The 22,376-nt window shown below is 49.4% G+C and carries 20 protein-coding genes; 4 read left to right on the top strand and 16 right to left on the bottom strand.

Annotation, left to right across the window (positions count from 1 at the left end; genetic code table 11):
• Positions 1-212: 212 nt before the first annotated feature.
• Both MHN33_RS16500 and MHN33_RS16495 read right to left on the bottom strand, forming a co-directional pair.
• The gene (locus MHN33_RS16500; RefSeq protein WP_239399440.1) at positions 213-698 is read right to left on the bottom strand and encodes a TlpA disulfide reductase family protein; all 486 of its coding nucleotides are present in this window, start codon (positions 696-698) and stop codon (positions 213-215) included.
• Entirely contained in the window at positions 688-2,793 is a 2,106-nt protein-coding gene (locus MHN33_RS16495; RefSeq protein WP_239399438.1) for a TonB-dependent receptor, read from the bottom strand. The genes MHN33_RS16500 and MHN33_RS16495 overlap by 11 nt, the downstream gene beginning before the upstream one ends.
• A 247-nt stretch (positions 2,794-3,040) precedes the next feature.
• Between MHN33_RS16495 and MHN33_RS16490 the strand changes: the two genes are divergently transcribed.
• Entirely contained in the window at positions 3,041-3,649 is a 609-nt protein-coding gene (locus tag MHN33_RS16490) for a LysE family translocator (RefSeq protein WP_239399436.1), read from the top strand.
• 82 nt (positions 3,650-3,731) lie between these two features.
• Here the strand turns inward: MHN33_RS16490 and MHN33_RS16485 are convergent, their stop codons facing one another.
• The gene (locus MHN33_RS16485; protein WP_239399434.1) at positions 3,732-4,232 is read right to left on the bottom strand and encodes a GNAT family N-acetyltransferase; all 501 of its coding nucleotides are present in this window, start codon (positions 4,230-4,232) and stop codon (positions 3,732-3,734) included.
• An 81-nt stretch (positions 4,233-4,313) separates the two neighbouring features.
• Positions 4,314-4,943, bottom strand: a complete 630-nt coding sequence (locus tag MHN33_RS16480; protein ID WP_239399432.1) for a LysE family translocator — start codon at positions 4,941-4,943, stop codon at positions 4,314-4,316.
• 160 nt (positions 4,944-5,103) lie between these two features.
• On the opposite strand from MHN33_RS16480, the gene MHN33_RS16475 reads away from it, so the two are divergent.
• A complete protein-coding gene (locus MHN33_RS16475) occupies positions 5,104-6,651 on the top strand; it encodes a PAS domain-containing hybrid sensor histidine kinase/response regulator (protein WP_239399430.1) in 1,548 nt (515 codons plus the stop codon).
• A 248-nt stretch (positions 6,652-6,899) separates the two neighbouring features.
• Here the strand turns inward: MHN33_RS16475 and MHN33_RS16470 are convergent, their stop codons facing one another.
• Genes MHN33_RS16470 through MHN33_RS16460 form a run of 3 tightly spaced genes read right to left on the bottom strand, consistent with a single transcriptional unit; the run spans position 6,900 to position 9,062 of the window.
• A complete protein-coding gene (locus tag MHN33_RS16470; RefSeq protein WP_239399428.1) occupies positions 6,900-8,489 on the bottom strand; it encodes a PepSY-associated TM helix domain-containing protein in 1,590 nt (529 codons plus the stop codon).
• Positions 8,490-8,497: 8 nt separating this feature from the next.
• Entirely contained in the window at positions 8,498-8,752 is a 255-nt protein-coding gene (locus MHN33_RS16465) for a hypothetical protein (protein WP_239399426.1), read from the bottom strand.
• Positions 8,742-9,062 carry a hypothetical protein gene (locus tag MHN33_RS16460; RefSeq protein ID WP_239399424.1) on the bottom strand — a complete coding sequence of 107 codons (321 nt, stop codon included), beginning with the start codon at positions 9,060-9,062 and terminating at the stop codon, positions 8,742-8,744. Before MHN33_RS16460 ends, MHN33_RS16465 begins: the two co-directional genes overlap by 11 nt.
• A gap of 298 nt (positions 9,063-9,360) precedes the next feature.
• Here MHN33_RS16460 and MHN33_RS16455 point away from each other — a divergent pair, with 298 nt between their 5' ends.
• Positions 9,361-9,804, top strand: a complete 444-nt coding sequence (locus MHN33_RS16455; protein WP_239399422.1) for a GNAT family N-acetyltransferase — start codon at positions 9,361-9,363, stop codon at positions 9,802-9,804.
• Here the strand turns inward: MHN33_RS16455 and MHN33_RS16450 are convergent.
• The 9 genes from MHN33_RS16450 to MHN33_RS16410 form a co-directional block, all read right to left on the bottom strand.
• Complete coding sequence (locus MHN33_RS16450) at positions 9,794-10,612, bottom strand: transporter substrate-binding domain-containing protein (RefSeq protein WP_239399420.1); 819 nt, start codon at positions 10,610-10,612, stop codon at positions 9,794-9,796. The genes MHN33_RS16455 and MHN33_RS16450 overlap by 11 nt on opposite strands.
• A gap of 84 nt (positions 10,613-10,696) precedes the next feature.
• Positions 10,697-13,744 (bottom strand): amino acid adenylation domain-containing protein, encoded by a 3,048-nt coding sequence (locus MHN33_RS16445; RefSeq protein WP_239399418.1) that lies wholly within the window; start codon positions 13,742-13,744, stop codon positions 10,697-10,699.
• Entirely contained in the window at positions 13,741-14,460 is a 720-nt protein-coding gene (locus tag MHN33_RS16440; RefSeq protein ID WP_239399416.1) for a DUF1796 family putative cysteine peptidase, read from the bottom strand. Before MHN33_RS16440 ends, MHN33_RS16445 begins: the two co-directional genes overlap by 4 nt.
• Positions 14,457-15,560 carry a glycosyltransferase family 2 protein gene (locus MHN33_RS16435; RefSeq protein ID WP_239399414.1) on the bottom strand — a complete coding sequence of 368 codons (1,104 nt, stop codon included), beginning with the start codon at positions 15,558-15,560 and terminating at the stop codon, positions 14,457-14,459. Before MHN33_RS16435 ends, MHN33_RS16440 begins: the two co-directional genes overlap by 4 nt.
• A gap of 10 nt (positions 15,561-15,570) precedes the next feature.
• Entirely contained in the window at positions 15,571-17,193 is a 1,623-nt protein-coding gene (locus MHN33_RS16430; RefSeq protein ID WP_239399412.1) for an ATP-binding cassette domain-containing protein, read from the bottom strand.
• Positions 17,190-17,873 (bottom strand): glycosyltransferase, encoded by a 684-nt coding sequence (locus tag MHN33_RS16425; RefSeq protein ID WP_239399410.1) that lies wholly within the window; start codon positions 17,871-17,873, stop codon positions 17,190-17,192. The genes MHN33_RS16430 and MHN33_RS16425 overlap by 4 nt, the downstream gene beginning before the upstream one ends.
• Before the next feature lie 8 nt (positions 17,874-17,881).
• Positions 17,882-19,054, bottom strand: a complete 1,173-nt coding sequence (locus tag MHN33_RS16420; protein ID WP_239399408.1) for a radical SAM protein — start codon at positions 19,052-19,054, stop codon at positions 17,882-17,884.
• Positions 19,055-19,071: 17 nt separating this feature from the next.
• Positions 19,072-20,160, bottom strand: a complete 1,089-nt coding sequence (locus MHN33_RS16415; protein WP_239399406.1) for a glycosyltransferase — start codon at positions 20,158-20,160, stop codon at positions 19,072-19,074.
• A gap of 1 nt (position 20,161) precedes the next feature.
• Complete coding sequence (locus tag MHN33_RS16410; protein WP_239399404.1) at positions 20,162-20,770, bottom strand: hypothetical protein; 609 nt, start codon at positions 20,768-20,770, stop codon at positions 20,162-20,164.
• A gap of 277 nt (positions 20,771-21,047) precedes the next feature.
• Between MHN33_RS16410 and MHN33_RS16405 the strand changes: the two genes are divergently transcribed.
• Positions 21,048-21,398, top strand: coding sequence for a hypothetical protein (locus tag MHN33_RS16405; protein ID WP_239399402.1), 351 nt, complete (start codon positions 21,048-21,050; stop codon positions 21,396-21,398).
• Positions 21,399-22,376 lie beyond the last annotated feature (978 nt).

Here is a 22,376-nt window from a genome sequence, read left to right as displayed (position 1 = left end):
TTAACAAGAGACATGGAAGGTAACGGCTCGCTCAAGTGTCCCCCATAAACCAGACGACTGTATTGTCTTAATAAATATAGAAGAGAGCTGTTCAAAAAACAGTAAGTGGCAGGTAATTAGAGAAATTATTGAGCTTATCGCAACAAGTTAACCTTGTCACATCAGCACTGCTGTGCAAGTAAATACGCAACCAGAGTGCCAGCAAAACAACCTCAGAGACACCGCGTGACTCGGTGCTTTTTTAGTAAAGTGGACAAAGTTTGCTGTGATCGGTAGCCCTGAGTGTAAAACACAAGTTCACCTTGGCGATTAAAGATCAAAGTCATCGGGACCGGCGGGGTTACCCCTAATGCCTGAGTAAACTCTCGGCTGCTCAAAAAAGCGGGAAATGTATTGTGTTTTCGCTTGAGTGCGCGCCGCAAATCACGGCGATTTCCATTCACCCCCATCATAACAGGCTGAACCCCGGCACAAGATTCAATCAGCTTGGTCAGAGCTACATGCTGCTTTTCACACCAGCGGCAGTTTGGCATAAAAAAAGACATCAGTACTGGCGTGCCGGTAAATGGGGTCAGTGTTTGCTGCTCGCCATATGCAGCGTCATCAAGGCGCTGCATGGGTTGGCTATAAAAGTCAGTCGCATGACTCTCATACACCAGGCAAATGGCCAGCAACATGGCAGCCCATTTAAAATTCATAGCTGAGTCCAAGATAAGCCTGCCTACCTCGCAGTGGACCATGGATATACACCACATCGTAGCCACCTTGTGCATCGTACATCAGCGGACTGCCCATATCTTCAGCCTGATTATAATCAAACAAATTGCTGGCACCGGCATACAGACTGAGTGCTTTGGAAAGCGGCCTAACCACTTTTAAGTCAACCGTGATATAACTCTCAGCCGTGCTGGGTTTGGCAAACACACCGTGGGCATCGTTAAAGCCTTCATAACCGTATTCTGTCAGGTCTCGACTCGCCACCCAGATTGCACTGGTGATGATTTCCCACTCGTTAATATGCAAGTCGGTGCTGAGTGTTACACGCTTTTCAATGGGTGCGATGCCAAAGGACGCTTTGAATGTGTCATCGTAATAATATTGCTCTGCAATTGCAGACACAGTCAGCATCTCTGTAACCTGCCAGTTTGCCGAAATATCCGCCGCTGTCACCGTAGCGGTTTCTGTCAGCTGAGTAAGCACAGGCGTGCCTGCGTCGGTATGAGACAAAGTGGCCAGATGATCCACTTTGGTGTGTGCGGCAGAGGCTGTGACGGTCAGCATTTCTGCCTCGTAGCTGAGCGAGTAAGTTGCCGATTTTGAGCGCTCAGGTTCACTGACATTGACCTGAAAACCTTTACCTGAGTCCAGTATGCCATGATCACTTTCAAAGAAGGACAATGGTGCGCGATAACCCTGACCCAATGACAGGCGCGAGGTAAAAGTATCATTGTGGAAATAACGCATGTCGACTCTGGGCGACAGGATGGTTTTGTCTATCTCAATGCCGGGCTTTTGCGGGTCAACAAAGTCGGCCTGGATCCGATCCAGGCGCACAGCAGCAGAGACTTCCGCCGACTCGCTCGGCAACCAGGTATCCTGAATATAAAGACCGGTTGTGTCGTAATCAAAACTGTCGGTTACATAGTTCGCCGTGCTTTCCAGTGCGGCGGATGATGAACGCATGGTTTCATCTCGCTTGTCCACACCAAAGGTAAGCAGGTGCTCAGCATTCAGATCATAGTTAAAGCGCACCGAATAATAGTACATGGTATCTTCAGCATAATAATCTGTGCGCTCGTAGAACGAATCCTGAATATGATCCACATAGGCCAAACTGGAGGTCACATTCAGGCGCGACGAAATCTCATGTAACCAGCTCAGGCTGGCTTCTTCGCGCTCTGTCTTAACCCACTCAGCGGTTTCCCAGGCATGGCCGATGTAACGATTTCTTACATCATCATTCACAAACAAAGAGTCAGCTTCCCCCTGACTGGTGCTGGCCAAAGTGGCAGAAATACTGGTTGCGGTATCACCCAGAACAGGACCACCAAAGACCTCTGACTGAGTTTGATTCAGACGCACCCGGATATTATCTGAATAACCCATATCGTGAGAGACAATTAGCGTGAGTGACTGATTGGTCAGAGCTGGGTTTTCACTCACGCCATTACCATCACCATCAAACTGATCTTTGTTATCATACTGCCCAATCAGGGTTGCCCGGGTGTTGCCGTCTGCACTTATACCACTTGCCAGCGCCGAGAACAGCTTGTATCCATCGGTGCCTGTCGCCATATCAAGCTTAATGTTATCTTCGCTGGGCTCTGCCGTTACCAGATTAACCGTTCCGCCAATGGCTTCCGGTGCAGTAAGTGATGCACCGGCACCACGGGCAATTTCTATGCGCCCGATGCCGGAAGCTGCAACGGAATCCATACCGTAAAAGCCCGAAATCATGGTGTGCATGGGGATCCCATCAATCAGTACATTGGTGTGCTCCCCTTTCAAACCATTGATCATGATCCGTTTTGCACCACACATAGCGCATTCATTGGATACACGAATACCTATGGCATTTTGGATTGCATCTGCCAAACTGGAGGATTGGGTATTTTTTATATATTCGTTTGAAAGCAACTCCGTTTTGGCGATATCGTCCTTTAATGCACCCGACTTGATCAGACGTGCGCGCACACCTTGTACCTCTATTTTTTCGACCGACTTTTCCATCCCAGTTGCGGGCGCAGCTGCAGCTGACGCAATGACCGTCAGCGTTGATAAAAGCAATGACATGTTTGTGAGACCCTAGTGTTTATCTTAGTTACAACCCAAAATGTTATATTGTAACATTTTAACTTTCATTAAATTGGGGTTAAATACTAAAAACGTAAGATGAAGTGAATAATTTAGTCTGACAAGAAGCCTGCAGTTCCGCCCTCGGGATCCCTCACATTTGGATAAAATGTGCCACAGATCGACTTGCCAATAATGGTTTCAGTCGATTTAATAGGCAAATATGGTTTAAATAAGGAGAAGTTGCATGACTTTTGAACATTATATGGCGTTGTTTATCGCGATGTTTGTTGTCGCCATCATACCCGGACCAGCTGTATTTGCTATTACATCGGCCTCCGTTGCCAGTGGGTATAAACGGGGTATGTTTATGACTGCCGGCTTACTGCTGGCCGATTATGTGTTCATTTTACTTGCAATCTCAGGCCTGGCGGTCGTTGCTGAAGTATTAGGTAGCGCCTTTGTTATCATCAAATACCTCTGTGCCGCTTATCTGATCTGGATGGGCATTTCCCTGTTACTGGCAAAACCCAATGCCACGATCACAGACACAACAACACATAGCACCCAGTCGGCCGTACTGAGTGGTTTTTTGCTGACGCTGAGTAACCCAAAGGCCATTGTTTTTTACGTTGCTTTGTTCCCCACCTTTGTAGCCATAGAAAGCATGACCTATACGGACATTGTGGGGATCATGGCATGTGCAACGCTGGCATTTGGCTCGGTGAATCTGGGCTATGTTTACCTGGGCAGTCAGGCCAGAAAGCTTATATCTACACCACGACGACTCACCATGCTCAACCGCTGTGCCGGTTCAGTATTAGCAGCATCAGGCGTGACGGTGGCCGTACGCTGAGCTAATCAGCAAAGACCACCCTGTTATGCATCTGGCCAGAACCAGGCTTAACTGAGTATCAGAGACTCTGTAAAGTACGCTATCACAGCTCAGTGGCCAGAATACAACTATTTTGTGATCCGGCGCTGCGCTTTTGCGGGTCATGAAAAGTATCTATAATGTGGAATCCGGCTTTACGCATCATGCCTGCTGAAGCCTTATTCTCTTCATGCCGCTCAATTAATACCAGTTCACCACCAGCTTGCTTTGCCTGAGCAATACACGCCTTCAACAGGGCAGTAGCGATGCCTTTACCACCATGCTGGCGCGCAACCAATACATCACCGATAAAATACATCGCCTTGTGATTAGTATACTTGCTCAGGTAATCCGGACCATATGCACCGTCAATCAGCACCGAGAAGCCTATGATTTCGCCTTCCTGCTCTGCTACCAGGATGCTAGCAACACCAAGGCTGAATAGCTCAAACTCAGCATGCACACCTTCTTCGGTTAAGTAGTTCCATTCATTCTGGCCATGTTGCCATAACAATGCTTTTAGAGCCTCGGCTTCGGCAGCCAAAGCAAGTCGATAGGTGATCATTTGGATATTCCTTACATTATTATTTTCAGTACTGATTTGAGCCACGCAGATGCTGGTGTCAATGCCCTTTACAGCACCCTGTCAGAGCGCCATTACCTGTCCCTGTAGTTGTAATAGGATCTCTTTTAGCACAGGTAGTACAGAGATGACCAATAAGCTTGCCATTACCAAATTAAAACGATTACGACTGGCTGCACTACCCAACCAATTTTTTAACAGCGAGCCAAATAACAGCCAGACGCCAACACAAGGATATGATACCAATAAGAAAGTGATGGCAATCAGCATTGTCTGGCTATCGACTCCACCACCAACCGTAGTAAAGGCAGCAACCGCGCCAGTTGCAACCACCCAGGCTTTACCATTGATCCACTGGAACAAAGCGCCTTTTAAAAACGACAGGGGCTCACCCTGGCTGGCTGTACTCTGGATATCGGCCGAGCGCGCTATCAACCAGGCCAGATACAGCAAGTACAACACACCCGCACATTTTATGATCATATGTAATGCGGGAAACCATTCAAATAAGCGGGAGAAACCGAGCCCGACTAACAGGAGCATAAAGGCAAAACCAATACATATACCACTCAACAAAGGCAGGCTCTTTTTTACACCAAAGTTCACACCAGAAGTCATTATCATAATATTGTTGGGACCTGGGGTAACAGAAGACGAGATAGCAAAGAGGATGATTGCGTAGAGATATTCCATGTTGAGCGCTTCCTTTTGTATGGTCTAACCCTTTTTACAGATCATTTTGCACTCACACAAGGCGTAGATGTATAAATCACATCATTGACACGCCTTGATATGTTGCTTTTGTTGAGCTAAGCCTATAGTCATAGCACAATCAACTTTTCCTGATGGTTTTATGCACAGACTAGAAAAGGAGCTTTACGAGCGGATCAAGTGTGATCCTGCACTGTTTGAGTTTGTTCAGGAATCCTCGCTGGACGGGATCTGGTTCTGGGATTTGGAAAACCCCGAAGAAGAGTGGATGAGTGATAAGCTCTGGCGTACTTTAGGCTATGATCCCGACACCAAAACACACAAAGCATCCGAGTGGCAATCGATTATTAATCAGGACGATCTGGCAAAAGCCATAGACAACTTTAACCAGCACGCCGAAGAGCCAACCCACCCGTACGATCAAATCGTTCGTTATCAGCATGCCGATGGGTCAACTGTCTGGATCCGCTGCAGAGGCATGATCCTCAGAAATGCACAGGGTCAACCTATACGTATGCTCGGCGCGCACACCGACGTCACTAAACTGAAGGAAAGCGAGCAACAAGCCATTGATGCTTTGCGTGCCAGGGATCGCTTTTTTGCCCGTATGTCTCATGAAATTCGCACCCCCTTGTTTGGTATGCTAGGCGTTGCCGAGTCATTAAAAAATAGCCTGCAAGACCCTGATATTCTGCGTGATGTAGACACTATTTTAGAGTGTGGTGAGCAACTACAATCGCTGCTCAATGACATTTTAACACTAACTAAACTGGAAGCCGGAAAACTGACTACCAGTCTTGAAATCGTTTCATTACAGCAAGTCTTTTTGCACCTTCAACGGCTCTATGATGGTAAGGCAAAAGAAAAGGGGCTGACCTTAGAAGTCGCACAGGCTGATTGTCAGACATTATTTTGTAAAACTGATAAGGTGCGCCTGACTCAGATCCTCAGTAACCTGCTGAGCAATGCAATAAAATACACTAAGCAAGGCAAGGTCTCACTGGATGCCAGTTACCATGATGGTCAATGCAAACTCATCGTTCAGGACACCGGAGTCGGGATAAAAGATATAGCCGCTGTGTGTGAACCCTACTCTCAGGAGAGACACACAGATCTCACAGGAATAGGCAGCACCGGTCTGGGACTGGATGTCGTGATACAGTTGTGTGATATGCTTGGGTACGAGTTTTCGCTGCAATCAGAAGTAAACACAGGCACTACGGCCAGCATAGGTTTGGCAGCACAGCAGGATTTATCACAACAACGCAGTACAACGGAACAGCAACCGCACGATCCCGAGTCGACAGTGCAACTGGGTAATGTACTCGTGGTCGACGATAATGCCATCAATCTGATTGTGGCAAACCGAATGTTGGAAGGCCACTGTGTATTGTTAGACAATGCCCAAAACGGGATCGAAGCCCTCAACAAACTCAAGAGCGGCACACACTATGACATTGTGTTGCTCGACATCAATATGCCCGGTATGAGTGGTTATGATGTGCTTAAACAACTCACTGAGCTCAGATTACCAGCCACACCAAAAATCGTGATGCTATCGGCAGACGCTTATGAAGCTACCCGGGTAACCTGCATTGAAATGGGTGCGCATGATTACCTGGTAAAGCCTTACTCAAAAAGTCAGCTATTTTGTGTTCTCAACAGATCGACGGCCTTTGCCAGTTGCTGACGAAATTGCTTATACCAATTTGCTTAATTAAGTACTCTATTTTGAGGCGAGAAAATATGGTCGCTAACTAGCAGAAAATTTTGCTATTTAGTTGTTCTGAATGAGAAGTTTTTGACATAGTGATCGGCAGATTTCATCCCTCCAATTGGTTATGTATTAATGTGGATTGGTATATCGAGTTAGTGTCGATACTATGCCTGGATTTCAGGCACAAAAAAGCGCTGATTACAGCGCCTTCATTTTATCGATTATGCCTGAGAAGCTATGGGTTCAGAGCCTATTGATTGCACTTTCACTTCCTGCGCATAAACGCGTTTGGCTGCGGCCATGCAAATCGCCGCCAGCAACAGCAACATAGTATCAACCAGCAAAACATCACGCAGCGCAGCCCCATCGAGCAAACTGGACGTGCTGTAGTACAAGGTCCAGTCACTGACTGCTGTGAGTGCAAACAAGGCCGCACTGGCACTCAGGAGTGCTTTACAGAACAACTTTTGGTTACTCATCAGTTGCGAGACCACAATACTGACAATCCAGATTAAGTAAAAACTGCGTTCAATAAACTCAGTCCGCCCCAGGTATTCAACCGGAAGCGCGCGCGCCAGTGCAAACCCAGCCGCAGTAGCCGCCACAACACCAATAAAACTGCCAGAAGTCAGACGCCTGACAAAGTGCAGACTGCGCTGGTTTTGATTGCGTTGTTTAGCGCGTTTAGCTATCCACATCAGATTACCTGTGATGATCACGTAAGCAGTTGCCAGGCCAAACAAGAAAAATGCCAGGCGCATACCGTATCCGGCAAAATCACCGAAATGCAAACTGGCAATGGTCGACAAGCCACCACGTACGGCATTGTCATAATTGTCCATGGTCAGATAGATCTGCTCCTGCGTGCTCATCAGATAACGCACTTCACGCCACAAAGAAAAATCCTCGTTGCTGGTTGCCGCGAACACCAAAATCGCATTCTCATCACCAAAGTGCTCAATACCGATCCGCTGTATGGTGACATCGCCCATAGTGGCCATAGCACGACGATACATATCATCGACACCTGTCATAGCCATACGCTTGTCGGCTTCTTCCAGGTGGGGCTGGTCAAACCCGGCTGCATCCAGCAAGGCTTCCTGGTTGCCCTGATACAAAATCACCGCATACGAGATCTGGTAAATAATCACCAAATTGAATACCAGACCAGTGAATGCATACATCAGATGCATAGGCAGCCCCATCGTACCTATCAGGTTATGTGCATCGAGCCATTTATCTTTATTGCCGTCTTTTCGATACTGAAAGAACTTGCTGAACAGCTTGCGCCAGTGGATCACGATACCACTCAGAATTGCCACAAAAAAGAATAAGGTAACCAGACCGACGAAGTACAGGCCCGCACGACCCAGCCCGAGGTCATAATGCATCTTGTACAGGAAGTGTGCATAGTTATGAGTGTCACTGCTGGCCACGATTTCACCCGTAATGGCATCCAGTAACAGAGCCTGATGAAGGTGATCTTCTCCGGTGATAGGATCTGGCTGCGCCAGCTCGCTTTCAAACCAGGCTTCAATAAACGGGTTATGTTGATCCGGGGCAAACATAAACATGCCGCCATGCATATCCACCTGGTAATTTTTTTCTATGGTTGCCAGCGCCTTATCAAAAGCGGGATGCTCAGTATTGTGCGCAGCATCGACCAATAGTGGGGTCCGCTCCCAGCTGGTAATATTATCTTTGAATAAGGTGATAGCACCGGCAAAAAACACCACAAACAGGACGGTAGAAATGATCAGACCTATCCAGGCATGGGCGTTGGTCAGTGATTTAAGGGTTTGATTGTTCATTGTCTGAATTACCTCAGCACCATCAGGGCAGTATTAAGTAAAACGGATGGCGCCAGTGCCAACATCAGCGCCCTGAAGGACTTCCAGGCCGATGGAAACGAGTACGCCCACACCAGGGCCGCAGCCCAAATAGGAAACGCCAGAATAAGCCCAATCAACAGCCGGGTTCCCTCTGAGAAAGGCAACAACAGATTGAGGTTAAGCACCACAGAGACAGATAACAACAGGCCAATGATTAAGCCCGATAATGTTTTAGGCCACATAGCTTGCTCCCCCAAAGATCAGACTAAACAGGCACACTCCGCCAGTTATGGACAAAGTACGCCCTCTGGAGTAACCCGAGCTAATCGTCACCGTAAATAAACTCAACATAAATATCACCAGTGCCGCCAACATGGATGACACCCAGGGGTAATCAAAACTAAAAGTGACAATACCAAGTAAAAATAAAGACATAGCACTGAACCCAGCTATAGGTCTGGGTACTGCGCGATTGATGATGATTTGTCGGTGACTGCCGAGGTACAAACTCAGTGCAGCCAGCCAAAGCGGGATAATTGCAATAAAACTCATATTTATACTAATCGTTATCATTTGCAATTATGGTACGGTTTTACACCCAGACATTCAACTGCAAAGCACAAAATATAGTCGCTTAAGAGAAGAATAGTGTCACCGATGACACGTGATCTGTGCACTTACATCTTCAATACGCAAATTCATTAAAGTTTTGTTTCTGTGAATAATTTACGCTTGCAACCCCAGTGACTTTGGGATTAGATGAAGCAAAGCTTGGTCAGTCTGCGCATGCTATTAAGCTGCACACCCGCAAGGAGACTGACGACACAGAGATGGAAAACAGGAAAAAACGATGGATATTGAACTAAAACAAGCCAGCGATATCGACAAACCCTATTTGCTAAACCTGCGTCTGCACACTATGGTGGAACACCTGGAGCGGGAAGGGATTTTTCTCAGTGACGAGGCTCACTTATGTCGGTTAGAGGAAGACTATGCCTGCTCACATTTGCTGATCATCAACAATGTTACTGTTGGAACACTTAAGTTTCGGAAGTTGAACAAACAGCTGGAGATTATGCAATTACAAATTGCACCTGAGTACCAAAATCAGGGATTTGGGCGTGCAGCTCTCAGGTACCTGTTTGCACAATACCCGGATTGCCCGTTCACGTTAACAGTGTTAAAACATAACCCAGCGCGTCATTTGTATTTTTCACTGGGCTTTAGCACCTATGATGAAGACGAGTTCGAGTATCATATGCGCCGACCAGCACACAAGCACCTCACTGTTTAGCTTGCGAAGAAACAAGCAATAAGCGCTGAAAATGCAGATCAATCAGCGCATCAATGGCAGGCTGATTACGTATTATGGCCAGATTAAACTGCTGCAAACGCTTTTCACTGAACAGGCCAGGTCGGATCATATAATGAGCGGGATTTTTATGCACGGTTAAGCGACTTACCCTAACCCGGGATTTATATGGGTCACGATTGATCAAATAAATACCGGTAAATAAATCCTCTACAGCATAATCAACGCGTTTTTTTACCAACAAATCAAAGCGCTCTGTGGCCAGGTTAATGTCAACCACACAGTCCGGACACTGCTGACTAATGCGGGAGAACGCCTCACCATACACGCTACCACGATTCACAGCCACGATAGATTTGCTCAGAAAGCTCAGGGTAGGCGTAAGTGCATTCTGCGGGCTCAACGGGTTGTCTGCGTGACTAAACAGCTGCATCACTTCATCCCGATAGGGTACACTGAACTCAGAAAACCGTCGTCGTTCCTGAGTAAAACTGGCGGCAAAAATCACATCAACTTTGCCTTTTTTAAATTCTTCAAACGTCCGACTTGATGAAGGAAATGACACGTAACGCCAACATAAATCGGCGTTTTTCAGTACCAGTTCAAGGATCTCAATATCCAGCCCGTGATATTGATCGCCAACCCGGTAGGAATAGGGTGGCCAGTTATCGCTGGCACTGACCGTGACCGTTTGCACACAGGTTTGTGCCGCTGTACTAGCTGAACTAGATTTACTTACACATAGCAGGCTGACAAATATGAACGCTAAGTAGTCTCGACCTAATTGCACTTTTACCCTACCTCATGAAACAGGTGTCTATGCTTATAACATATCAGGTGCTTTTTCCGCCAGTTGCCAGAGAAAAATAGTCTGTCACTCGCCGCTGATATATCCAAAGCTTGTCGCTATCAACCCGGATAAACTATCTAACCAGAGTTCACTGACAAGATCGGCATCACTATTGAGCTCAACCACCAGACCTGTATCTTGCGTGTGAACAAAGCGGATCTGCAACCAGTGATAGCGTTGTTCAAAATCAAATACCTGCTCGTCTGTCAGCCAGTCCTGTCCACTCAGGCCAAACCTTGGTTGAGTAAACAGCTGCTGCTCAGGCAACGCACTCTGATCCGCATAGGCTACGGAGATTCTGGGTGGCTGCGTTTGGGTGAGCGTTTTAAACGCCTGATCCTTGCTAAACATGCTTAGCCAGCCATAGCTGTGCCCACCCACAGGGTACCTGGTTAAATCGGCTTGTGTCAGTTCAAACTGTTCGTCTGTTTGTTCACAAGCATGCAAAAGTAGCGGCGCGCTGTGGGCAAACCAACCTACCGCCTGACCGACCTCGACCGTGACCCCGCACTCACTGTGTGTGAAAGGCTGTCTGCCATTATTTTCCAGCGCAACCGTCACAGCGTTGTCGCCGCTGCACTGATGGTAACTGTGCGCAAGAGCAGCCAACAACACGGCCTGTAATGATATGCCCTGACGGGCTAAACGCGGTAATAGCGTGGCGAGTTGTTGTGCGCTGGCTAACTGCACCTGACTATAGATCGGCTTATTGTTGTTTAACGCAACAAGCTTACGCTCCACTTCCTGAGAAAATACGCCTTGTGTGTTTAGCGCTTCCCGCCAGTAGCTCAGGTCGGTGTCAAAGTGACCTGCCATGACCTCATTATGACATTGCTGTTGCCAGTGCAGCAGCGCCCAGTCTCTTTGCCTGTCGAAACGCTCGGGTGCATTAAGCAAGCTCTCCAGGTCACTACTAAGCACCTGCAAACTGATATCATCAACTAGCAAGTGGCTTATCCCTATCGCGACTATATGGCCATAGCGACTGCGATAACTGGCGATGGTTACCAATTGCTCTTGCAATGAAGCCCCATCCAGACAAGATTGAAACGCGTCCCGGACTTGATGTTGGAAATCTGCAAAGCTGGCAACGCTCAGCACTGCGCTGAGGTGTAAAGCCCCTTTACTGATCTGCTGCGTCATCTGCCTGGGATTAAAACGCAGCCGCAAAGCGGGATATTTCAGCAGTAAAATACGCGCAGCCTGATGGACTTTCTCGCCGTTCAGCTGTTGTTGGGTGAACAGCGTAGTACAGACTTGCCAGCGCGCTATCCCCTGGATATGGATCATCGCCAGCTTGTTTGGTAAAGCATAATTCAGCAATTCTTGCTCAAAGCCTAATGTCGTATTAGCGCAAGGCGGTACTAACTGAGAAAGCGGCACATCACTGAGTAACTGGCTTAACGATACCGTCCAGCCATGTTGTCTGGCACGGGTTTGCAGCATCAATGCCTTCAATGAATCACCACCTTGTGACTTATACCCTTTATCACAGTTGAGTTCAGCCGGTGGCACATTCAAACTTTGTGCAATTAGCTCGGGCAATGTAGCCACCGGCTGGCATTGCGCCAGCCTCAGTTTGGCTACTCGCTCTAACGCTGGTTTATCAATTTTACCAATGGCAGTGGTCGGCAGCTGAGTGTAATAAAAAAACTGTGCAGGCAACATATAGGCAGGCAGCATTTCGCTGAGCATGTTGCGTAGCACGCTCGTATCCGCATCAGTGAGATCACTGGCTATAAAGGCTATCAGCTGAGTGTCAACACATAGTACGGCCGAGCTGTGAATGCCAGGATACTGATTTAATACGGCTTCAATCCCTTCCAATTCAATTCGGTGACCCAGCAAGTTTACCTGGTTGTCCAGCCGACCGAGATAAGTGATCAGCCCCTGCTCATCGCGTTGTACCAAATCGCCACTGCGATAAAAGCGTTGCATCCCGCCAAGACGTGCCATGGAAATAAACTGTTGCGCCGTTTTTTGTGGCTCGGCTAAATATGCTAATGCCAGGCCCTCCCCTCCGATCAGTAATTCACCTTGTTTAGCCGGTCTGCCGTGCTCATCTACAATCAGTAAAATGCTGCCCGCCGAGGGCCTGCCAATGGGTACCCGGCTGCGTTTTAAATCGGCCCGGGTCACCCGGTGCAAGCACGACGTCACAGTGGCCTCGGATGGTCCATATTCGTTGTATAACGCAATGCGTTCAAACAAGTTCAGCCTGTCCCAGTGACGCACTATATTATGGCTGAACTCCTCTCCCCCGAGAATAACGGTACTCAAATGCATATTCGCCAGCCAGTCTGCAGCATGTGAGTCTGCCAGAAAATTGGCCAGCAAACTGGGCGGTACATCAATATGAGTGATGGTTTTAGAAATACAAACCTTGGCAAACTCGGCCGGATCCAGCATAGTGCGCCGCGTGAAACACACGCATGCCCCGGCAGACAGAAACATCAATAACTGTTGCAAAAAGGCATCTGTTGAGCTGGATAAAATGCATAAGGCACGATTGCCCGGTAGCAGCTGATACTGTTGTCGTGCAGCCTGGACTTGCACAGCCAGGCTATGCCGAGCAATCGCAATGCCCTTTGGCTGACCTGTGCTGCCAGAGGTATACACATGATAAGCGACTTTCCATTGCTCATCATCACAGCTGCCTGTTAAAACCTCGTACGATGGCAAAACCGCCTCATACGAACGCATCACGTCGACTTTGCAACCTGTTTCAGCCAGTTGCGGATCTTCCTGACTATAAAGCAACACACGCGCTTGACTGCGTGCCAACATATGTTGCTTACGCGCAAGCGGGAAATGCACATCGAGGCAGACAAAGGGACAGCCAAGCAATAGCGCGCTGAGTATCCCCACTGTACTTAGACGTGGATCATCACCATAAACCGCAACACTGTCGCCCGGCAGAACCGCCAAGTTGCGCAGCTGCTGAGCACATCCCATTACTTGCCGACTCAGCTCACCATAGGTGCACGTCCAGTCATCGCCTTCGAGTGCCACAGTCTGAGCGGGCTGGCTCAGAATATTGGCGATCATATTAGCCACAGTGGCTCGATTCATGCTGACTCCCCCTGTGGAGTCACTCCGGTATAACCATTCACGCCCACCAGCATATTGCGCCAGTGTGCGAGTTCCTGGCCTTCCATCCAGGGCTCACTATTATCAAAAGTATACTTACGGGTAAACGCCAGTCCAGGCCGGCTGTGCTCAACCAACTCGTCATGAAAGGTCGCCACCAGCAGGCCAACCCTGGCGTTGGGGCACAGCTGCTCAAGCGTGGTTTTTAATGTCAGCGTGTTTGCCAGGATCTCTTTGGGTGTTTCAAACTGCCAGTCAGCATTTTCTTCCAGGGCCACACTCAAAAAGAACAACACACTGTCGAGTTCTGCCAGCTCAGAAAAGAAGCGAGTGCAAATGCCGTCAAACTTTTCCCGAAATGCCGGGTACTCCCGCACCAGATCATGGTTTTCAACCGCAAAGTCATGGGCAGTGAGGAAACCGGCTGAACGGTCGGCATACTTGCGGTATTCCCTGCAATCAGGCTCATACGGTTCCAGGTTCTTAAGTAACAGCACCTCTTTACACCGCGTTTGCAGCGCTCGGTTAAGGTCAGCCACCGAACGGCCGCCGATCCAGTCAAAAGGCCCACGCCGACAGCCTAATTCCAGCTGCCGGGTTAAATGACGAGGCCGGCAATCCATCCCCAGGCTGTGCACCCGGCGATAGTTTCCCGCAATAAACGGGTTACCGGTTTGAGCTGTAAAGTACTTGTTCATGCGCACGCTCCTTTCCCTTGTAATTTGTTCAGACAGACTCGTCCAATCACCCGCCACCAGGTTGGTACTTCCAGCAGCACACGGGCAAACGGAATAAGACACAGCTTAAGTTTGTGATTTGGAATGGTACGAAACTCATCGCGGGCTTTACTGTACAGCCAAAAGGTTTCAACAAAACCCAGCGCCGTCCACGCCAGCACCAGCGCCACGCCGACAGTACTGCTAATCAAAAACGCCATCAGCAACAGCAGCGGCATTAATAAAAAGATGCTCACAGAGATCATGTCGATGCGGTGGCGCAATCCTAATACGGTTTTCTCAGCCATCTGATTGCGATAAAACGCCGCTTTATGCAGCGCCACTTCGACAAACCCCTGCGACCAGCGACGGCGCTGCTGCAACAGAGCACGGAAGGTTTGTGGCGGCTGGGTCAGCGCTTGTATTTGCGGCGCGTAAAACACGGTGTAACCCAGCTCCAGACCCAGCAAACAGGTTTCTCTGTCTTCACCACTGCGCAGCCCGCTGTGGCGAGACAGCAGCGCCTCTATGATTGGCCGTTTATACAAGCAGCCCGCACCGGGCATAATGGGCACACTGCCCTCATTCTTGCTGAACTGATAACTGGCTCGCTCCAGCGCATATTCCAGCATCTGAAACTGCACTGCGGGTGTATTTCCTTCTGTGGGGCGCATGCTGAAATAACACCCCATAGAGGCCGAGTCTGCTGCCAATTTACCATGTATCTCAGGCAGGTTATCCAGACCCTGAAGTTCAGTATCAAAGTCGGTGAAAATAATATACTGATGCGGCAAAGCTTTGATTTGGGTATAAAGCGCCCCTATCTTTTGGCCATTGGGCGTTACCCTGCTGAGGCTAAGATGGGTCAGCTTTTCAGTATCCGCCGCAAAAGGCTGATCGGTAGAGCCATCATCAATCAGGATAATATCCAGCTCAGGATGGCGCGCTGCCAGCCCATCAAAGTAAGCCAGGCGCTCGGCAAAGTGTGTTTTATCGCCCGCCTCGTTATAAAAGGGCACTAAGACTGCCGTCGTTTGAGTGGTTACCCGCTGTGCCAGCCAGGTTAACTGATAATCTTTCATCGCACGCTCCTTAGTGGGATTTGACCAGCGACAGCGGCTGTGCCGGATAAGGGTGAAGCTGACCATCACGCATCAGGTAATGGCTGTCACAACAATCAAAGTAAGCCTCATCATGGGTGATCACGAACAGGGTTTTACCCATTTCTTTGAGTGTGGGTAACCACTGGCGGTAAAACACCTGACGGCTTTGCGGGTCGATGTTGGCGGCAAACTCATCCAGTACCAGGATGGGTCGCTCTTCCATCAGCGCCTGCACCATGGCCAGGCGTTTTAGCTGGCCCGTCGACAATCGGGTATTAGTAAAGCGACCGTCGCGCAACTGCACTTTGTCGCTCAGCGCAAGTTTGTCCAGCCATTGATTGACTTGCGCCTCGCCCATCGGCTGACCATAGCGATTTGCAAAGACCACACTGTCGGCCGAAATACCGGCAAAAAGCTGGCGATAAGCGATTAGCTGATCCGCCTCAAGCGGACGATTATCAAGCCAGACCTGACCGCTTTGCGGTGCGTATAGTCCACTCAGCAACCGCATAAAGGTGGTTTTACCAGAGCCATTGCCGCCGGAGATAAACACGATATCGCCCTGGTTCACTTCAAGATTAATGGGCCCGACCGTAAACCCTTGGTCATATTCAAACATCAGCTTTTGCAGCGTCAGCTGCTGTGTAAACGACACCGCTGATGACGCAACGCCCTGCTCCCCGGCCTCGCTGGCCAGTTGTTTGATTTCGGCCAGCTTGTGTTGCGACACCTGTAGCTGGCTGAGCACCCGAAATAACTCCATGCTGCTGTGAAACGGGCTCACCATAAACAAAGTGATGATCACAAAGCTGATACTCTGCTGAGGCGATAAGGCAAACCACAACGGCGCGACAAATACCGCCACTGCCGCCAATAGATAAAGTGCGGCCATCAGCATCAGCTGATTATGGGCAAAGCGACATTCGGCCATAATTTTGTTGTGCTGAACGGCGGTGGCATCGCGGCTCAGGTGCTGTTCATACAGACTGTTATTGCGCAGCGCGTTTTGTTTCACTTCGCGGATCCCCATCAGCAGGTCGTGCAGATGAGTAAAAAAGCTGTTTTCGGCTTCTCTTGCGCGCTCATACCCCTGATGAATGCGCCCGAAGCGCAAACAATAGGCCGTCACCGCCAGTGCTATCAGCCCCAACGCCAGTAATGCGCCCAAAGGAGCAATCACAAACATGTATATCAATGCCGCAATCACGGTGAACAAGTGGCCCACACTCAGCGCGACGAACTGATTCAGCTGGCTAAGTGTGTTGGCATCATACGCAATCGCCGAGAGGATCCGCTCCTGGCCAAACTGCTCTATCATCTGTAACCGGGCTTGGCGTACCGCATCCAAAATATCCAGCCGCACGGTCTTAATGGTGGTTTCGGTCAGCCGGATCACGCTGCGCTGAAAAACCAGCTGCACCACCACAAAGCCAACAAATGCCACAGAGAACCACACAGCCCCCTGAACCAGATTGGCCGGATTGCTGCTATCCAGTTGCAGTGCCATAGTGAAAGTGTGCAGGATCAAAATGGTGGTGCAGGCGCTTAAGCTGCTCAATAAAACCAGTTTGAGCGACAGCACCCGCCACAGGGCTCGGCATTTTTCTATCATGCTTGTCCTCCCAGACTGCGGGCATACAAACGAGGTGAAAGCTGCCATAACACGCCACCGAGCAACAAAGAGCCGTAGTACCGCAAATAACCATGGGTGCGGAATTTGCGCTCATTGTGGACAAAATGACAGTGCCCAAGCCATTGATAATGACCGCCCTGACGCTGACAGCGCACGCCCAGGTCGGTATCTTCACCACGCAATAAGTCCGTGTTGAAGCCTCCCACCACTTTAAACAAATCGGCCGATATAAAACAATTACCGCCCATGCTCAAATGGCGCCGATTAAAGCGGTTGATATCGGCCGCAACAAACCGACCGAGCCAGTGGCCGCTGTCACTTTTTAGCGGCGCGGTGCCATACACAGCGCTGTGACTGTGTTTTGCAAACTGAGCAACCTGCGCTGGTAGCTGTGCGCTACACACGGTATCAGCATCGAGAAACAACAGCATGCTGCCACTAGCCTGTGCAGCGCCATAATTACGCGCTGCAGCGGCACTGCCTGCTGAGATAGTGAATACTTGCTCAGTGTAGGCCCTCGCGACCTGTACAGTTGCATCCGAGCAGGAATCACAGACCACGATCAGCTCAGCATCCAAAGGCAACTGCTCAACCAATCGCGGCAAGGTAATTGCTAATGTTTTTGCTTCATTGTGAGCCGGCAAAATCACGGACAACATACACACCTCTACAGCAAAAAGTTATGTGCATCAGGGCAGGCGTTGAGCACTTTAAGGCTTTTCTGACGCATGGTCTCGGCGGCACGCTGATAGGGCTCAGACGCAATGAGTTCCTCAATAGGCGTATCCAGCACATTACCAAAGACCAGATCAGGGAACTGCTTGGTCATCACCAGTTTGCCGCCGATATCAACATCCAGTTTCACGCCCATTTTGAGATAATGTGGCCGTGCCGGCATTTTGCCGCGATAGTACTGACGAATTTCGTCTGCGTCATAATCCGGCCCGAACAATACGGGGATCTGGGCCGGATAGGCACGCAGTTTTTCTATGGTGTCTATCACCTGCTCGATATAATCCGGGCGAAAATCGCCCATATCGAAGCCAGTATAAGAATTAGGCACCGTGTCATAGTCTTCACAAAAGCGGTGGTATTCGCTGCGCGCCATCATATCCACGACCCACAGATGGTTGTAGATCATCCAGTCTACGCCCGCCTGCTCACACTCATTCAGCAGCTCAGTGGCCCGGTCGAGATTTTTGGCCATCATGGTGTTTTCTACCCCGATCAGCCACTGCTTGCCCTCTTTTTTGCCATCTGCCAGCAGCTTAATACCGGCCATGGTTTTGTTGTAGGTACCTTTGCCCCGGATCGAGTCATGGATGTCTTTTGGTCCGTCGATGGAAATCAAAAAGGCCAGCTGATCGTGATACTTACTCAGCACCTCAAAGTGACGCTTGATCATCAGGCCATTGGTGCAGATATAAATAAAGCACCCGGCTTCTGCCAGACGGCTGAGGAACTTGGGAAAATCAGGGTGTAAAGTGGGTTCTCCCCCGGTCAATATGATGTCGCAGCGCTGACGCTCAACAAAATCAAATAGATGACCGCTCTGTTCATACGGAATGGCCGTGGGATCCAGGCCATGGTGAAAACCGGTTTCACGCCACTGGAAACACTGCTCGCAACGCAAGTTGCAGCTGCTGGTCATTTTAATTACCAGTTTGCAGATGTTCTCGGCTTCAATTTTTCCGCTCGCGGCATAGCGTCTGAGGGCGTTCGCCACGCGCTCGGTGCTGGCCTGATGGTGGGCAGTAAACCCTGGGTTTCTGGCCATAAAGTTCTGATGCGCCTGCGGTAATTCGCTGACTGCCAGTTGCGTGGCTTTCTTAGTCCACATATTCGACTCCTACAATATTATTTGCTACTTGCGAGTAAATGATGACAAATCTGTTGTGATGCATTGGCATTAACCAATGTGGCCGCTCTCATGCTGGTTTGGCTGCGCAATGTGCTTGATCCCTGAATGCGGCTGATCAAGTCTCTGAGCTGCTCGTCACTGTGGGCATTGAGCGCGGCGCCCTGCGCCACAAACACCGCGCGATTGTGCTGCTCTTGCCCGGGTAAAGCGCCATGAATGATCAGGCAGGTATTGGCCAGCGCCGCCTCGGTTAAAGTCAGGCCGCCCGCTTTCGTGATGATGATGTCGGCCTGGGCATAATAGGGCTGCATATCCGACACAAACCCGGCCAGCCGCAGTTGTTGCTGAGCAATCTGTTGTTCAAAACGTGCCTGCAACTGCTGCTGTAACGCCTCGTTCTGACCGCAAATAACCGTCACCGTGCCTGATGGGTTTTGCGCCAGTAATAAAGCCACCGTTGCAGGGGAGATCCCCAGTCCCCAGCCGCCGCCACAAAGCAGCATGTTCAGGTTCGCGTTGTTTTGCTCATTTGTTGCTGTTAAGTCGGGCGTTACCTCTGTGGGGATCCCCAGCGGTAATATCTCGGTCCCTCTGGCGCGATGCCAGTCCAGCACGGGATGACTGTACTGATGAGAAACAAACAACTGAGTGAGCACAGTTCGCCAGCCGTTGGATATTTGATAGTCTCCCAGCACCCCGCTGACTTCGATCTTGTGCCCGGCCTGTTTTGCAAAATAACGGGCAAAAAAAGCGCCATAATAGCTACACGCCACAACCTGATTGTGACGGCGGATCACCGCTTTGGCCTCATCCAGCTTGTCATTGCCTTTAAGTGCCAGCCACAGTGGTAACAATCGGTAAAGAAACGGATAAAACCAGCGGCTGGCATACAATTTACTGTGATGTTGCTTACCCGACATGCACCACTGGTAATACTGGCCAAACAGTAAGTCAGACAGCCACTGTGGCAATAACTCGGACACTGACATCAGCTCAACCGCTTTGCCTTGTTTGCGAAAACGGCTTGCCAAAGCCTCAGCCAGTGCCCGTGAGCCAGCGCCGGATTCCACATATAGCAGTAACATATTACTGAACCCGCTCAAGTGGTCGCGTGGTGTTCAGCCATAATGCTCTCACCTCAGCCAGCTCCAGCTTCATCACCACCATGTCCTGTTGGGGGCCATAAAAATTTTCAAAACGGCCCAGCGCGGTAAACTGTAAAGAGTGATAAATATTAAGAATATTCGACTGCTCGGTGTCGGCAAATACCTCAATGTACAGCTCTTCATAACTGGTTTCTTCCAGCAAGACCTTCAGGGTATCGAGCAGCATGGCCATTTTTATCAGAGGCGAGACAGCCTGATCAGCAACAAACCAGCCACCCCAGACGATGCTTTTTGGGTCCCACAGGCGATAGTGATAACCAGACATGCCAATCAGCTGCTCGCCCTGTTTAAAGCACCAATAATGACGGCCATTGTCTATTCCCGCCGCCAGACAACGGCGATGAAATTCAATGGTGCGAATGGTGTCTTCGTTCAGTCCGTCCACCATTGCATGCTCGATAAATTCCAGTTGCTCATCGCCAAATGACACCGCTGTCTTTTCAAGCCGCTGATGATGCATAAAGCGCTCGGTACGGCGCATTTTTTGTACCAAAAGTTCTGCTCTGCGATCTTTAAATTGCTGTTCCATATCCGGCCACCCATTGTGTTGCTTTGCTTTGATGGCCTGCAAGTTATTATAAGTATTGGATAAAATCGCTTATGGAAAAGTGATGAATGGTTACGAGAGCCCTATGAAGGCTGAGCAATGGTTATTCTAACTGATGATAAAACAGTCCGTTTCAAGGCCATTAACATGGTGTTTTTTGCTTAACATTGGGCTGTAAACTCCGCCTTATTTCCGAGCGGGAAAAGCACGATTTTCTGTGTTATTTTGAGCGGCACTTATGCAAACAAAGAGACCAATAGTGCCGATAAACAAACTGCTATATTCCCTGCTGATACCACTCATTTTGTCTTTAATGGCATGTACTTCACACCCTTCAGCGATCGTTGAATGGCCAGGTGGCATAAAGTCGTTATCAGAAGGGTCGGCTTCATTCAGCGGCGAAGTGGGACAACGAACATTTCAGGCGACTATCTCTGCACTGTGGCACGAAGGCGCACATTGGTATGTCATTTATGCCTGCAGCGCTTATCAGCAAAACACGGACACTGAGCGTTTATCTGTCGGCGAGATAACATCTGAGTCAGCGCCTATCGGCACACCTATCACGCTTGATTGTGGCTTAGGGGTTACTTTGACTGTGCGACCGTGACTTTTTGTAGCAACTATCGTGCAATAGATGGAGGGAGGTAGGGCGAAGGTGATACCACGCAATACGTCATCAACGAAGTCGCCTGAAACAAGAGCCCGTGTCGAGCACGGGATGACCGGTGAAAAGAGTCAGGTTTGCGGTGTATTGTGAGACATTCTAAACGTCTGGGCTTCACAACTAAAAACCAGCCAAGGCTGAGAGTAAACACATTGCGTTCATGCCAGCTCTCAGCGTCATACCGGCCTTGCGCCGGTATCTGTTCGCAGGCGACTGTTATGCGGGACAAATACGTTATCAATGGCGCTGTCTGAAACAGATCCCGTGTCGAGCACGGGATGACGGGTGAGAAGGGTGTGGTTTGCGGTGCGTTGTGAGTCATTCTAAGCGTCTGCGCTTCGCAACTAAACACCTGCCAGGGCTGAGATAAAACACATTGCATTCAAACCATCTCATCTGTGTCATACCGGCCTTGCGCCGGTATCTGCTTGCAGTCTACTGTTATGCTTGAACAAATACGTTATCAATCAAACCGTCTGAAGCCAGATCCCGTGTCGAGCACGGGATGACGGATGAACAGGGTCAGGCTTGCGGTGCGTTGTGAGTCATTCCAAGCGTCTGCGCTTCGCAACTAAACACCTGCCAGGGCTGAGATAAAACACATTGCATTCAAACCATCTCATCTGTGTCATACCGGCCTTACGCCGGTATCTGTTTGTAGACGACGGCAAGGCTGGAAAAATACGTTATCAATGGCGCAGTCTGAGGCAAGATCCCGTGTCGAGCACAGGATGACAGGTGAACAGGGTCAGGTTTGCGGTGAGTAGTGAGTCATTCCAAGCGTCAGCGCTTCGCAACTAAAAACCAGCCAAGGCTGAGAGTAAACACATTGCGTTCATGCCAGCTCTCAGCGTCATACCGGCCTTGCGCCGGTATCTGTTCGCAGGCGACTGTTATGCGGGACAAATACGTTATCAATGG

The organism is Pseudoalteromonas sp. OOF1S-7, from assembly GCF_022347765.1.
GTDB lineage: Bacteria > Pseudomonadota > Gammaproteobacteria > Enterobacterales > Alteromonadaceae > Pseudoalteromonas.
This window is presented reverse-complemented; position numbering and strand designations above follow the sequence as displayed.